This window comes from Cellulosimicrobium sp. BMG9.22 (genome assembly GCF_059159975.1).
Window position 1 is genome coordinate 131,700 of record NZ_JBZGBY010000006.1, and the last position, 13,334, is coordinate 145,033.

Annotated in this window: 14 protein-coding genes; 7 read left to right on the forward strand and 7 right to left on the reverse strand. The window is 73.4% G+C overall.

The features are described 5' to 3' along the window. Window positions 1-3: 3 nt before the first annotated feature. Both AC4H2H_RS06905 and AC4H2H_RS06910 read left to right on the forward strand, forming a co-directional pair. On the forward strand, window positions 4-1,707 hold the full coding sequence (locus AC4H2H_RS06905; protein WP_494370059.1) for a copper resistance CopC/CopD family protein: 1,704 nt from the start codon (window positions 4-6) through the stop codon (window positions 1,705-1,707). After that, complete coding sequence (locus AC4H2H_RS06910; RefSeq protein ID WP_494370060.1) at window positions 1,704-2,333, forward strand: DUF1775 domain-containing protein; 630 nt, start codon at window positions 1,704-1,706, stop codon at window positions 2,331-2,333. Before AC4H2H_RS06905 ends, AC4H2H_RS06910 begins: the two co-directional genes overlap by 4 nt. A gap of 15 nt (window positions 2,334-2,348) precedes the next feature. On the opposite strand, the gene AC4H2H_RS06915 is transcribed toward AC4H2H_RS06910, so the two are convergent. Then, window positions 2,349-3,695 (reverse strand): DUF1214 domain-containing protein, encoded by a 1,347-nt coding sequence (locus tag AC4H2H_RS06915; RefSeq protein WP_494370061.1) that lies wholly within the window; start codon window positions 3,693-3,695, stop codon window positions 2,349-2,351. Between the two features lie 313 nt (window positions 3,696-4,008). Next, entirely contained in the window at window positions 4,009-4,449 is a 441-nt protein-coding gene (locus tag AC4H2H_RS06920) for an anthrone oxygenase family protein (RefSeq protein ID WP_494370062.1), read from the reverse strand. A gap of 81 nt (window positions 4,450-4,530) precedes the next feature. On the opposite strand from AC4H2H_RS06920, the gene AC4H2H_RS06925 reads away from it, so the two are divergent. Beyond that, window positions 4,531-5,121, forward strand: a complete 591-nt coding sequence (locus AC4H2H_RS06925) for a TetR/AcrR family transcriptional regulator (RefSeq protein WP_494370063.1) — start codon at window positions 4,531-4,533, stop codon at window positions 5,119-5,121. Window positions 5,122-5,447: 326 nt separating this feature from the next. On the opposite strand, the gene AC4H2H_RS06930 is transcribed toward AC4H2H_RS06925, so the two are convergent. Further along, window positions 5,448-6,266: an alpha/beta fold hydrolase gene (locus AC4H2H_RS06930; protein ID WP_494370064.1), complete on the reverse strand. Its 819-nt coding sequence runs from the start codon at window positions 6,264-6,266 to the stop codon at window positions 5,448-5,450. A 142-nt stretch (window positions 6,267-6,408) separates the two neighbouring features. Here AC4H2H_RS06930 and AC4H2H_RS06935 point away from each other — a divergent pair, with 142 nt between their 5' ends. Then, the gene (locus AC4H2H_RS06935) at window positions 6,409-7,437 is read left to right on the forward strand and encodes a LysR family transcriptional regulator (protein ID WP_494370065.1); all 1,029 of its coding nucleotides are present in this window, start codon (window positions 6,409-6,411) and stop codon (window positions 7,435-7,437) included. Here AC4H2H_RS06935 and AC4H2H_RS06940 read toward each other — a convergent pair. Beyond that, on the reverse strand, window positions 7,406-8,191 hold the full coding sequence (locus AC4H2H_RS06940; protein WP_494370066.1) for an SAM-dependent methyltransferase: 786 nt from the start codon (window positions 8,189-8,191) through the stop codon (window positions 7,406-7,408). The two genes, AC4H2H_RS06935 and AC4H2H_RS06940, sit on opposite strands and share 32 nt — an antisense overlap. A gap of 188 nt (window positions 8,192-8,379) precedes the next feature. On the opposite strand from AC4H2H_RS06940, the gene rpmG reads away from it, so the two are divergent. From rpmG to ykgO, 3 genes are read left to right on the forward strand one after another with little or no spacing between them, the layout of a single operon-like run. Then, complete coding sequence (gene rpmG, locus AC4H2H_RS06945; protein WP_494370067.1) at window positions 8,380-8,547, forward strand: 50S ribosomal protein L33; 168 nt, start codon at window positions 8,380-8,382, stop codon at window positions 8,545-8,547. A gap of 20 nt (window positions 8,548-8,567) precedes the next feature. Further along, the gene (locus AC4H2H_RS06950) at window positions 8,568-8,864 is read left to right on the forward strand and encodes a type B 50S ribosomal protein L31 (RefSeq protein ID WP_494370101.1); all 297 of its coding nucleotides are present in this window, start codon (window positions 8,568-8,570) and stop codon (window positions 8,862-8,864) included. Beyond that, complete coding sequence (gene ykgO, locus AC4H2H_RS06955; RefSeq protein WP_021483271.1) at window positions 8,861-8,983, forward strand: type B 50S ribosomal protein L36; 123 nt, start codon at window positions 8,861-8,863, stop codon at window positions 8,981-8,983. Before AC4H2H_RS06950 ends, ykgO begins: the two co-directional genes overlap by 4 nt. Before the next feature lie 75 nt (window positions 8,984-9,058). Here ykgO and AC4H2H_RS06960 read toward each other — a convergent pair whose 3' ends face one another. From AC4H2H_RS06960 to AC4H2H_RS06970, 3 genes are read right to left on the reverse strand one after another with little or no spacing between them, the layout of a single operon-like run. Then, window positions 9,059-10,708 carry an ABC transporter ATP-binding protein gene (locus tag AC4H2H_RS06960; RefSeq protein ID WP_494370068.1) on the reverse strand — a complete coding sequence of 550 codons (1,650 nt, stop codon included), beginning with the start codon at window positions 10,706-10,708 and terminating at the stop codon, window positions 9,059-9,061. Between the two features lie 26 nt (window positions 10,709-10,734). After that, window positions 10,735-12,414, reverse strand: coding sequence for an ABC transporter ATP-binding protein/permease (locus tag AC4H2H_RS06965; RefSeq protein WP_494370069.1), 1,680 nt, complete (start codon window positions 12,412-12,414; stop codon window positions 10,735-10,737). Between the two features lies 1 nt (window position 12,415). After that, entirely contained in the window at window positions 12,416-13,300 is an 885-nt protein-coding gene (locus AC4H2H_RS06970) for an ABC transporter substrate-binding protein (protein WP_494370070.1), read from the reverse strand. Window positions 13,301-13,334 lie beyond the last annotated feature (34 nt).

Sequence of the window (13,334 nt, forward strand, 5' to 3'; positions counted from 1 at the left end):
CCCGTGAGCCGCCCGGCCCTGCGCCGGGTGGTGGCCGTCGTCGTCGGTGCCGCGGCCGCGGTCCTGCTCGCGATCCTCGCGAGCGGCCCGGCCGCGGCCCACGCCGTCCTCGTGGGCACCGACCCGCAGGACGGCACCGTCCTCGACGCCCCGCCCGACGAACTGACCATCACCTTCAACGAGCCGGTGCAGGCGGTCGACGGCGGGACCACCGTGCTCGCCGCCGACGGCTCGCCGGTCGACGTGGCGGTCGACGCGGTCGACTCGGCGCTGGTCGTCACCCCGGACGAGCCGCTCGACGACGGCACGTACGTCGTGAGCTGGCGCGTCGTCTCGCTCGACAGCCACCCCGTCGCCGGGGCGTTCACGTTCTCCGTCGGCGCGCCGAGCACGACGACGGTCGAGGCCCGCGTCGCCGAGCCGACGGCGGCCCTCGTCGCCGTGCGTGCGCTCGACCAGGCCGCGGTCTACGCGGGGACGTTCCTCGTCGCCGGGCTCGTCGCGTTCGAGCTCCTCGTGCTGCACGTGTCGCCCGGGGCTGCGCCGGTCCTGCGGCGTCGGCTGCAGCGCGTGCGGCGCTGGGCGCTCGTCGTCGCGGGCATGGGCATCGTGCTCGCGGTCCCGCTCACGCCGGCGTGGCAGGCCGGCGCGGGGCTCCGCGCGCTCGTCGAGCCCGCGACGTGGACGTCGGGGCTCTCGTCGGAGGCGACCGTCGCGGGCGTGCTCGGGCTGGTCGGGCTGGTGGTCGCGACGCTCGTCGCACCCCGCGCGGGCCGCGAGACCCGGGCGGCGTGGCCCGCCGGGGTCGCGCTCGGCGCGTCGGCGCTCGCGCTCGGGTCGCTCGTGCTCGTCGGGCACACGCGGACGTTCGGCCCGCCGTGGCTCGTGGTCACGGCGGACGCGCTGCACGTCGTCGCCGGAGCCGTGTGGCTCGGCGGGGTGCTCGGGCTCGCGCTCACGCTCGCGCCGTCCGCGCACGTGGACGCGCGACGGGGCGCAACGACCGTCTCGCGGTTCTCCGCGCTCGGCGCGTGGGTCGTCCTCGCGCTCGCGCTCACGGGGACCGTCCTCGGCTGGCGCATCCTCGGCACGGTCGAGGCGCTCGTGTCGACCGCGTACGGGCAGACGCTGCTCGTCAAGGTCGGCGTCGCGCTGTGCCTCGTCGCGATCGCGGCCTGGAACCGGTACCGGCTCGTGCCCGAGATCGCGGGCTCCGGCGGTCGTGCGTCCCGGGCGACGTCCGCCACCGCGCGTCGTCGGCTCGGCCGGACGGTCGCTGCCGAGGCGGCCCTGCTGGGGGTCGTGCTCGTCGTGACGGGCGTGCTCGTCTCCCGGAGCCCTGTCGCGGACGCGCCGCCGCCCGCTGCGGAGACCGCGCCCCAGGCGGTCGAGGTCGTCGAACCCCTCGGCGACGGGACGCTCCGCGCGCGGGTCACCCCCGGGCGCGTGGGCGTCAACGCGCTGGAGCTCGAGCTGCTCGACGCCGACGGCGCGCCGCTCGAGCCCGTCGAGGTGCCCGAGCTGACGACGACGCTCGCCGAGCCGGCGCTCGGTCCCTTCGCCCGGCCGCTCACGCCGACCGGACCGGGAACGTACGAGGCGACGCTCGACCTGCCGATGGCCGGCGACTGGACGCTCCACGTGAGCGTCCGGACGTCGAAGTACGAGAACCCGATCGTCGAGATCCCCGTGGAGGCGACGCCATGACCCGGACGAACGCTCGACCGCGCGCGACGCTCGCACGGCGGGCGGCAGCCGTCCTCGCGGCCACCGCGGTCGTCGTCCTCACCGCCGGGCCGGCGGGAGCGCACGTGCTCATCGAGACCGTCGAGCCGCACGGTGACGGGATCTCGACGCTCACGTTCACGTTCGACCACGGGTGCGACGGCGAGCCCACCGACACGCTGCGGGTGACCCTGCCCGAGGGCGTCAAGGCGCTCTCGGCGGACCAGCCGGAGGGGTGGACGTCGGAGGTCTCCGCGGACGCGGTGGCCTGGGAGGGCGAGCCCGTGCCCGACGGCGAGCGCGCCGCCTTCACGGTCGACGTCCGGGTGACGGGCGACGTCGGCCAGGCGTTCGTGTTCCCCGCGGAGCAGTCGTGCCCGTCGGGAGCGTCGTACGACTGGACGGACACCGACCCGTCCGGCGCCCACCCGGCGCCGACGTTCGTCGCGACGGCGGCGTCCCTCGCCCCGGTGGTGGCCGCTCCTGTGCCGCCGGGCGCGTCCTCACCGACGCCCACGGCCCCGCTCGTCGTCGCCGTGGTGCTGGGGGCCGGCGTCGCGGGCGTGGCAGGCGGGTGGTCGGCGCGTCGTCTCGCACGCAGCACCTGAGTCGTCGAGCGAGGATCAGTCGAGGGCGACGATGTCCGGGAGCGTCCAGGTCTTCTCGAACAAGGCTGGGGTCGGCCCGTAGAAGCGGACCAGGACCTCGAGGTCGCGGTCGGGATGGGTGGGCAGCCAGTTGGCCTCGGCGCCGTCGGTCGGGGTGGGGCCGAGGTGGAGGTCGACCGAGCCGTCGTCGTTCGTGCGCAGGCCGGGCGTGGTGGACGCCCGGCTCGCGTACGGCACCTCGCGGACGAGGGCGTGCGTCTCGCGGTCGTAGGCGGTGGCGGACCAGTAGAGCTCGACCGGCGGGTCGGCCGGGACCGTCAGCCGATAGCGGCGGCTCCCGGTGAGCGGGTTGCCGTCGGCGTCGCGGATGCTCATCAGGTAGAACTGCCCGGCGCCCATGTGCTTGATGCCGGAGAACGCCCAGTAGTACGCGCCGCCGCGGGCGTCGACGGGGTAGGAGTCGGGGTCGGTGAACCCGGCGCCCGCCGCCTTGACGAGCTCGGGTGAGGCGGGCAGCGCCCATCCGGTGCCGGGGAAGAAGGGCGTGGCGAAGAACGACTCGTACTGGCCGTCGAGCCAGTCGCGGGCCTCGGCCGCCGCCTCGGACAGCGCGGTGCGCGCCGCGTCGTCGGGGGAGAAGGGCGTGCCCTTGTCGATGCCGAGCGACCGGAGGACGTCGATCATGACCCGGTCGCGCTCCAGCCAGGGCTGGGTCTGGACGAAGCCGTCGAGCACCTCGAAGAACGTGACATCGAAGGTGAGGGTCGCGTCGAAGTCCGCGTCTGCTGCGTCGACGAACACCGTCTCGCCGGGGTCGTCGGCCTGCGCCAGGGGGTACATCGCGATCGTCCGGCCGTAGTCGACGGCGGCCGCGACGTCGGAGTCCTCGCTGCTCGCGATGCTGGACCGCAGCAGGGCGTAGCCGACGTGCACGCCCGACCGCAGCGGGATGAAGCCTTCCGGGACGTCGTCGTCGTACCCCGGAGGAAGGATCAGGTAGCGCCCCCCGGCGCCCTGGTCGACGCCGGCCTTGCCGACGTCCTCCAGGGGCACCTGCCACCCGTCCATGACCGAGCCGATGATCGCGGCGCCGTCGTCGGTCGCGGCGGGGATCTCGAGCACGACGGGGCCCTGGCTGACGTCGTAGAACGGCATGAAGTAGATCGCGTCCGGGTTCGGCGTCAGCGTCTGGTTGTGCCAGTCCAGGAGCCGCGACCAGTACACGACCTGGTTGGGCCCGGCCCCGAGCTGCTCGGCGGCGGTGCGCATCAGCGCGTAGTTCACCGCCGGGATCCCCCAGACGACGGCGTCCACCCCCCGACGTCGCATCGTGCTCAACCGCCGGTCGTCTCCCGTGCTCACCATCGCTCGTGCCCCTTCTCGTCGTGTGGTGCTCGTCACGATAGGCAGCGGAGGGCGGTTCGGCCCGCCGAACCCGACGACGACGCGTGAGCGGGCGCTCCCGCGACCCTGGACATACTGTGATGCAGGTCACTCCATGCGGCCGTCCCGAACGAGTGCACCCTCCCTCTCGCACTGGTGGGGGACGTCGTCACGACGGGTCACGTGACGACACCTGGACCGGTGGCGGTCCGCGACGAGAGCTTCGCTGGGGGGAGCTCTCGCGGCGGATCGCCACCGGTTCGTCGTCTTCCGTGCGCCTCCCGCCGAGTGCTCAGGCCGCGACCGCGACGGTCAGCAGCGCGAACGCGGCGACGAGGAGCGCGATCCGGACGAGGTGGTACCGGTCCCAGCGGCCCGCCTGCTCGCGCCAGTCGGCCGGTGCCGTCTCGGGGGTCCACGTCTTCCCGCGGTTGTTGATGGGGACGAGGACCGCGATCGACAGGACGATGCTCAGTGCCAGGAGGGCGGCGGCTGTCCAGGCCGCCCAGGCGGCGGCCGGAAGGAGCAGCGCCGAGACGGCAGTGAGCGCGAGCGACCCGAAGTACCAGAACGGCATCGCGCGCCCGAGCATCCGCCCGCCGTCGGCGCGCGCGAGGATGCCCATGTTGGCGGGCAGGCGGTCGACGATCGGGTTGACGACGAACGCCACCGACGCCTCGACGCCCACCATGAGCCCGACGACCACCACTGCGACGATCGGCAACCAGTCCATGTCCATCTCCATCCGTTTCGAGGCCATCTAGCGCCGCTAGGAAACGTAGCACCGAAAATCTAGCGACGCTAGGATGGCCTCATGACGACACCCGGAGCAGCGCACAAGGCACGTCGCCTCGCGGAGCGGGAGGAGCGGATCGTGGCAGCGGCCCGTGCCCTCGCCGAGGACCAGGGGTGGGAGTCCGTGACGACCCGACGGCTCGCGGACGCGATCGGCTACAGCCAACCCGTGCTCTACGGGCACTTCCCGGAGGGCCGGTCGCAGATCGTCACCGCCGTCGCGCTCGTCGGCTTCGAGGAGCTGGCGGTGGCCCTGGCCGTGCGGCCCGGGGCCGGCCACGACGCGACCGGCGTCGACCGTGTGCGGGCGCTCGTGACGGCGTACCTCGACTTCGCCGCGCGCCACCCCGCGACGTACGAGGCGATGTTCTCCCTGCCGATCGCGGCACCCTTCGCGTCCCCGGAGACCCCGCGCTCGATGCAGGCGGGGTTCGACGCGATCGTCGACGTGCTCCGTGCCCTCGACGAGGCGCCGACCGATCTCCCCACTGCCGCGGAGGTCATGTGGGGAGCGATGCACGGCGTCGCGACGCTGCAGCGCGCCGGCCGTTTCTCGCCGGAGAACCACGACCGCCGCGTCGACGAGCTCGTCCGCCGCGTCGCCGGCTGAGGCGCTTGTTCACCGACCGCGCTGACGTCAGGGGCGACCAGCCGGTTCCGGCGGCCTGGACCCTATCGGCGACGGCGACGCTCTCGTAGCCGGGAAGGTGCAGAGCAGTGCGGCGTGCTGTGAGTCGCAACGCTCGATGGCGTGGTTCTGTGATCGGTCAGTAGCCGGTGAGTAGGGTTTCTCAGCTCGTAGTTAGTGGGAGACGGGGGTCTGCTTCCTCTCCCATCGGGTGCGGAGCGCCGGTCACGCACCCGGGGGCAAGAGGCGGTTCAAGGGGGCGTCGGCAGTCGATGTCGGACAGCACTGCGAGCTTCGTCATCTGGCGGTCATCGCTCCGTCGTGGTGTGCAGGCGCGCCACTTCCCGAACGGCGTCGGCGACTGCCGTGAAGTCCTTGCGGAGGATGTGGTCGTGGTTGCTGGCAACCTTCGCGCTCAATGTGAGGTTCGGATTGCGGGCCACGACGGCGTCGAGGCTGGCCCGGATGCGCTCCTGCTCATCGCCCTTGCTCCCCAGCGACGTGCCCGACGCGACCACGAAGCGCGTGGGGACCGTGATGGCATCCAGCACGGGTGCCAGCGCACGCTCGCGCGCGAGCCGGCCCAGCTCGATGTTGGACTCGGCCTGCTGGGCCGGCGTCATCCGCGGGGTGAGCCCGGTGGGGCGCAGCAGCACGGTGATCGGGGCCATGAGCCGAAACAGCTTGCGGATCCGCTGCTCCATGGCCTGGTCGAGCCAGTCGTGCGGCTGTGCGCCCTCGACCAGGACCGCGCCGAGCGCGCGTGCTGGGTTCCGGCTCGCCCAGTGCGCGGCGACGAACGCACCGTAGGACCAGCCCACCACCAGCGCCCGGTCCACACAGCGTGCTGCCAGCACGGCGTCGACGTCGCGCACGGCGGCCTCGAAGGAGTAATCCGACGACGTTCCCGACCGGCGCCCGCGAGCCCTCTCGTCGAAGGTGATATGCCGAAACCCGGGGCCCAGGACAGCAACAACGCGCTTCCAGTTCCCCATCGTGGCGAACTGGCCGTTGCAGTACAGGATCGGGATCCCTGGGCCGCCGGTGTCCTCGGTGTACAGGTGGGTGTCGTCGACCGGAACCAGACCGGTCCACGGCACGGTCATGTTCGGCAGGTCCTGCGTCATGAAGCTCTCCTCATCGCGTGTCGGTGGCGCCGGAGCCGCGGGGCGGGCGGCGCCGGCCACCAGCCTTGCGGTTGCCTGCTCGGCGATCAACGACAACCTGACTAGCATTCGATGACCTCGGGGTAATCGAATGAAGGTGCTCATGGAACTGCGAGACATCGAGATCTTTCTCACGGTGGCCGACACGCTGCACTTCGGCCGCGCGGCGGAGAAGCTGCATGTCACGCAGTCGCGCGTGAGCCAAGCGATCAAGGCCCAGGAGCGCCGCATCGGCACGTTGCTGTTCGAGCGCACGAGCCGCACCGTCCGGTTGACCCCGATCGGCATCCGACTGCGTGAGGACCTGAAGGCGGGGTACGACCTGATCCAGGCCGGCGTCTCAGAAGCCACACGGGCCGCCCGAACCCCGTCGGGCACGCTGAGGGTCGGCGTGATGGGAGCGCTGGCCAGCGAGCTGGGTCCGCTGGCCGACCAGTTCACTGCGGGTAATCCCGGTGGCACGCTCGAGTTCGCCGAGATCCACTTCGGCGACCCGTTCACCGTTCTGCGGTCGCATGACGTCGACGTGGTTGTGGTGTGGTTGCCGGTCCGCGAGCCGGACCTCACCGTGGGTCCTGTCGTCCTCAGCGAGCACCTCGTCCTCGCCGTGAACCACACCAGCGACCTCGCTTCCCGCGCGGCGGTCACCATCGAGGACCTCGCCGACCGCACCGTCCCCGATACCGGTCCGACCGCGCCGGGCTACTGGATGGAGACGGTGCTGCCGCGCACGACTCCCGCGGGTCGGCCCATCCACCGCGGCGCCCGCGCCCGCACCTTCCACGAGATCCCGCCCCTGATCGCGTCCGGCCGAGCGGTCTGCCCAGTCCACCAGCACGCCGAAAAGTACTTCGTCTTCCCTGACATCCGCTTCGTTCCGATCACCGACGCCCCACTCGCGCGGTGGGCCCTCGTCTGGCGCGCCGACGGAGAGACCGCGCTCATCCGTAACCTCGCGGACCTGGCGGAGAGGAGGAACGCGCCCATGAGTCTGCGGCGAGAGAGCCGTGTCTTCCCAGGCGACGAACCGAGTGCGGGTCTCAACCCAGGTAGTGGGGCGGTAGGGCAGGGTCTGCCCCTCGGACCTCGGAGCTCCGACGCTACCGGTGGACAGATCGGCAGGGACGCGTGACGGTCGCCCGGCCCGGGTGCAGGACCAGCGTGACGAACCCGAGACCGCCGCGGTACCCGTGGAGCCAGCCGTCGCGGTGCTTCTCGACCTCGGCGAGCACCTCACGCGCCTCGGGGTGGCCTGGGTTCTCGACCGCCCAGCGGGCGGGTGCCCCGGTCCAGGCCCAGTCGTAGTCGTCCCACTCCTCCTGCGTGCTGACGTGCCCGTGCACCGTCGCCCACCCGTGCCGCGTCACGAGGTCGACGGTGCCGGGCAGGTCGAGGTACTCGTCCGCCGAGGCGCCACCGAGGCCGTCGAGGACGGCCGCTGTCGGGGGCGCGGGCCAGAAGCAGTCGCCGAGCAGGAGCAGCCCGTCGGTGGCGAGGTGGCCGCGGGCGGCGTCGAGCGTGGGTCGGAGGCCGCCGAACGCGTACGCCGCGCCCACGCTGAGCACCGCGTCGAACGGCGCCTCGCTCACGTACTGCCGGGCGTCGCCCTGGACCAGCGTCAGCCGGTCCGCCACGCCCGCGGCAGCGGCGGCCTTGGCCAGCGTCTCGGCGAACCCGACGTCGGACGTGTCCACGCCTACCGCGGTGAGGCCGGGTTCCCGGCCGAGCGCCCGCAGCAGCCACGTGCCGTCACCGCACCCGAGGTCGAGGACGCTCCGTCGGCCGCCCGTCGTCCGGTCGAGCAGGCCTTCGACGCGGGCATCGCTCAGCGGCGACGCGATCGGGTGCTCGGAGTGCGCCAGGCGCACGAGGGTGGATCGATCCATCCCCCGATCCTGGCCGGTCCTCGTCGGCCGGAACAAACCACCCCTGAGAACTGTTCTCGATAACGGACCAGCGGCGAGGCTTGACGAGAATGATTCTCACTATCTAGCCTCACGCTGTCGCTCACGCGCTGTCCGCCAGAGGATCGACGCCGCCGTGGCGCGATCGTCACCCGAGGGGAGAAGCACTGATGGCTACCCGTACTGACGTCCGCCCGGTGATCAAGCTCCGGTCCACCGCTGGGACCAGCTTCACCTACGTCACCCGCAAGAACCGCCGCAACGACCCCGACCGTCTGGTGCTCCGCAAGTTCGACCCCGTGGCCCGCCGCCACGTCGACTTCCGCGAGGAGCGCTGATGGTCAGCAAGGAGAGCACCGTGAAGAAGACCGTCCACCCCGAGTACGGCCCCGTCGTCTACCGCGACAAGTCCGCCGACTTCGCGTTCCTCACGCGCTCGACCCTCGCGGGCGACCACCCGCAGGGCCCTGGCGTCCCGCGGGAGACGATCACGTGGACCGACGGCAACACCTACCCCGTCGTCGACGTCGAGGTCTCGAGCGCGAGCCACCCGTTCTACACGGGCAACCAGCGCGTCGTGGACACCGCGGGCCGCGTCGAGAGGTTCCGCCAGCGCTACGGCGCTCGCGGCACGCAGGGCGGGGGCGCGCGATGAAGGTCCGCGCCTCCCTGCGCTCGCTCAAGGACAAGCCCGGGGCGAAGGTCGTGCGCCGGCACGGCAAGACGTTCGTCCTCAACAAGGCCAACCCGCGCTGGAAGGCTCGCCAGGGCTGAGGTCCGAAGGGTGGCGCGCGTACGCACTCGTCCTGGGCCCCGCCGTGACGCCTGCCGCGGCGGCGCGGGGTCTCGTCATCGACGAGGGCGGGGGAGGCCGGACGACCAGTCAGGGCCGACGTCGAGGTGGACCACGCGATCGGCGGCGTCGACGGTTGCGCGTCGGTGCGCGACGACGAGCGTGGCGCGGGTCGGAGAGGCGGCGAGCAGCTCCATGATGGCGGCGTCGGCCCCGTGGTCGAGCGATGCGGTCGCCTCGTCGAGGACCAGCACCCGCGGGTCGCGCAGCAGGGCACGCGCGATGGCGACGCGGGCGCGCTGACCCCCGGAGAGGCCTTGGCCGTGCTCGCCGACGGGAGTGTCGAGGCCCTGTGGCAGCCCGACGTCGGCGCGCAGCAGCCCGGCGTCGCGTGCGGCCCGCTCGACGACCTCTTCCGGGGCGAAGGGGTCGCCGAGGACGATGTTGGACCGCACGGTGCCGCGCAGCAGCGGGGACGACTGCGGAACGACGGCGACGAGTCCGCGCAGGGCCTCGTCGGGCAGGTCCCGGACGTCGGTCCCGTCGACGCGGACGGCACCGGTGTCGGGGTCCCAGAGCCGTAGCACGAGCCGGGCGGCCGTCGTCTTGCCCGCACCGGACGGTCCGGTGAGCGCGACGATCTCCCCGGGTCGCACGTGCAACGAGAACTGGTCGAGGACGGGCCGCGCACCGTCGTAGGAGAAGGACACGGCGTCGAGCACGAGACCGCTCTCCTCCTCGACGGGTGACCGCTCCCGCCGGCCGGGCTCCTCCCCGACGTCCGTCGCGACGGCGGACGGGAGGTCGAGCACGTCCGTGATCCGCTCGGCCGACGCACGCAGCGTGCCGGCGTTGCGGAACAGGTCGGCGATCTGCGCGGCCGGCCCGAGCCCGGCGACGGCGACGGCCAGGGCGAGGGGGACGTCGGCAGGCGCGACGCTGTCCCGTCCCAGGAGCGCGATGACGAGCGCGCCGAGCGCGGCACCCGCGAACAGCAGGTCGCCGATGCTGCGCTCGCTCCCGACGCGGGAGGCGTCGCGGACCTGGAGGCGGCCGAGCTCGCGGGTGCTCCCGGTCACCCGGTCGAGCTGGGCCTCGAGGGCGTCGGCACCGGCGAGCTCCCGCAGGCCGCGGACGGTGTCGAGCACCTGCGTGCGCAGCAGCGCGGTGCCCTCGGCGAGCGCATCGCCGTCGCGTCGGGCGCGCCGGGCCGTGGCGAGGGGGACCGCGACCCCGACGACGAGGAGCGGGACCCACACGAGCAGCAGCAGCGGGCTGATAGCCGCCGATGCCGCCGCGCTGACGGCGAGGACGAGCCCGGCGCCGAGCGTCTGGGCGATCGTGTGCGCGTAGAGCCACTCGAGGGTCTCGATGTCGGTGACGACCGTCGTGGCCAGGTCGCCGGAGTGCCGGTGGTGCGTCCGCGACGGCAGCGCGCGGCGCAGCGCGTCGAAGACCCGTCCCCGCAGGACGCCGATGAGCCGGTAGGCGAGGTCGTGCGACACCCACGACTCGCGCCAGGCCGCACCTGCGGCGACGAGGCAGAGTGCCGCGAGCCCGACGGTGGTGGGCCCGAGGCGGGGCGTCTCACCCGCGGTTGCCCGCCCGACGATCGCCGCGAGCCAGAGGACGATCGCCAGGACGGCGACCTGGGCGACGACGTTCCACACGACGGTCTCGACGAAGAGCCGTCGGTGGGTGGCCACGACGGGGAGCATCCGCAGCACGGGCCTCATCGGCCGACTCCCGCGAGCACGCGCTCCGAGGGCGGCCCGTCCCCGGAGCCCGCCACCCGGCCGCCCTCGAGCGCGACCCACCGGTCGGCGTGGGCGCACGCGCCCGCTCGGTGCGCGACGATGATCGTCGTGCGGTGCCCGTCCCGTCCGGCGAGGGCGCCCACGAGGCGTCGCTCGGTGTCGGGGTCGAGCGCGGAGGTCACCTCGTCGAGCACCAGCACGGGTGCCCGGGAGACGAGCGCGCGCGCCACGGCGAGGCGCTGGCGCTGCCCGCCCGAGAGCTGGGCGCCGTCCTCCGCGAGGACCGTGGCGTACCCCTGCGGCAGGGCGAGCAGCACGTCGTGCACCTCGGCGGCGCGCGCGGCGTCCGCGAGCTCCGCGTCGGTCGCGTCCGGGCGGTACAGGCGGAGGTTGTCCGCCACGGTCCAGGCGAACAGTGCGGGATCCTGCGGCACCACGACGACGCTGCGCGCACGGGCCGCGCGGTCGTAGGCGCGCAGGTCCGTCTCGCCCACGCGGACGGTGCCCCGGTCGGGGTCGACGTCGCGCTCCAGCAGCCGGACGAGCGTGCTCTTGCCGGAGCCCGACGGGCCGACGAGCGCGACCGTCTCCCCGGGGGCGATGCGCAGGGTGACGTCGGTGACGCCGACGTCGGTGCCCGGGTAGCGGTACGACACCTGCTCGAGCGCGACCGCCGCGGGGAAGGGGGCGGGCCGCGACCGGGTGCCGTCGTCGGTCACCGTCGCCCGTGCGGACAGCAGCCGGTCGAACCCGTCGACGGCGGTGAGCCCGAGGTAGCCGGCGTGCCAGTGCCGGGCGAGGTCCGTGACGGGACGGAAGCACTCCCGGGCGAGCAGCATCACGGTGATCGCACCGGCGACGGGCAGCGTGCCGCGGGCGGCGTCGACGAGCGCGACCACGACGGCGAGGACGACCCCGAGCTGCATCGCGAGGACTCCGATCCCGGTGTCGACGAGGGACCGGCGCAGCTGGTCCATGGTGGACGTGCGCAGCGCCTCGGCTCGCTCCCCGAGCCGGTCGCCGACTCGTCCGGACGCGCCGAAGGAGCGCAGGAGCGGGATCGACTGCAGCGCCTCGACGTAGTCGCCCGCGAGCTCCTCGAACCGCTGCCAGCGCAGGCGTCCGTGGCGCACGAGGCGTGCGTCGCCCAGGCGGGGCAGGAGCACGGCGACGGCAGCCGAGCCGGCGAGAACACCCGCGGCAGCGGGCGAGTACGTCCCCACGAGAAGGACGACGCCGACGGGGACGACCGCTGTGACCACGAGCTGGGGCAGGTAGCGGGTGCAGTACGCGTCGATCCCGTCCACGCCGTCGAGCACGGTCGCCGCGGTCTGCCCGGAGCGGCGCTCGGCCGCGGGGACGGCGTGCAGCTGGTGCAGGAGGCGGGCGCGCAGCCTCGCCCGCACGCCCACCCCGACGCGCGCGGCGAGCGGTTCCTGCGCCCAGACGACGACCGCGCGCGCCGCGGCGAGCACGGCGAGGGCCGCGAGGAACGGCAGCACCTGCTGCTCGCCCCTGACGACGGCCCCGACCGCCGCGCCCGCGCAGACCGCGAACGCGACGTGCAGCGCGCACAGCGCGACGCCGAGCGCGGCCAGGGCGGCGATCGCACCCGGGACCGCGCCCGCGAGATGGAGGAGCCGCCGGTGAAGCACCTCAGAACGCGTCGGGGTAGAGCTGCTCGGCGATCTGGCGCACCACCGAGACGTTGCCGAGCGTGCCCGGGAAGACGTCGGCGGTCGACACGGCGACGAGACGGTCCTCCCGTACCGCGGGCATGTCCGGAAAGGACGTGGTCAGGTACTCGCGGGTCGCGGCCTCGTGCGCGTCGTCGTAGACGGCGAACACGAGCGCGTCGGGCTGCTCGGCTGCGAGCGACTCGGGGGTGATCGTCGCCGCGAAGAAGTCGGCGAAGGCGGGCTGGTCGGGCGTGTAGACGTTGTCCGCGCCGGCTCGGCGCAGGATGTCGTGCTCCACGCCCGCGCCGATCGCGGACAGCGTCGTGCCCTCGACGTACACCTGCGCGACCCGCAGCGGCTCGACGTCGACGACGGCCGCCTCGACGCCGTCGAGCTCGGCCTGGCTCTGCTCGACGAGCCCGGCGGCGGCGTCCTGCACCTCGAAGATCTCCCCGAGGTTCTCGAGGTCGGTGAACAGGTCCGTCACCTCGGCCGACATCCGTCGCTCGGCGCACCCTCCCGTCGCGACGTACACCGCGGCCCCGGCCTGCTCGAGCTGTTCCAGGCTCGCGAAACCCTGCTCGGCGGTGAACTCGTACGTCGTGGGCGAGTACACGAAGTCGGGCCCCACGGCGAGAAGGTCCTCGCGCGCAGGTGGCATCACGTCTCCGAGCTCCGGCACGTCCCGCGCGAGGCCCGCGACGTCCTCAGGCAGGGCCTGCGCCCCCGCCTGTGCCTGCCCGGCCAGGCGATCGGCCAGACCCAGCCGCAGCAGCAGCTCGGTCTGCGCGGGGTGCATCCCGACCACCGCCGTCGGCACCTCCTCGAGCACGACCTCGCGGCCGCAGTTCTCCAAGGTCACCGGAGTCGGTGCGGTGTCGTCACCGGCGCCGCTC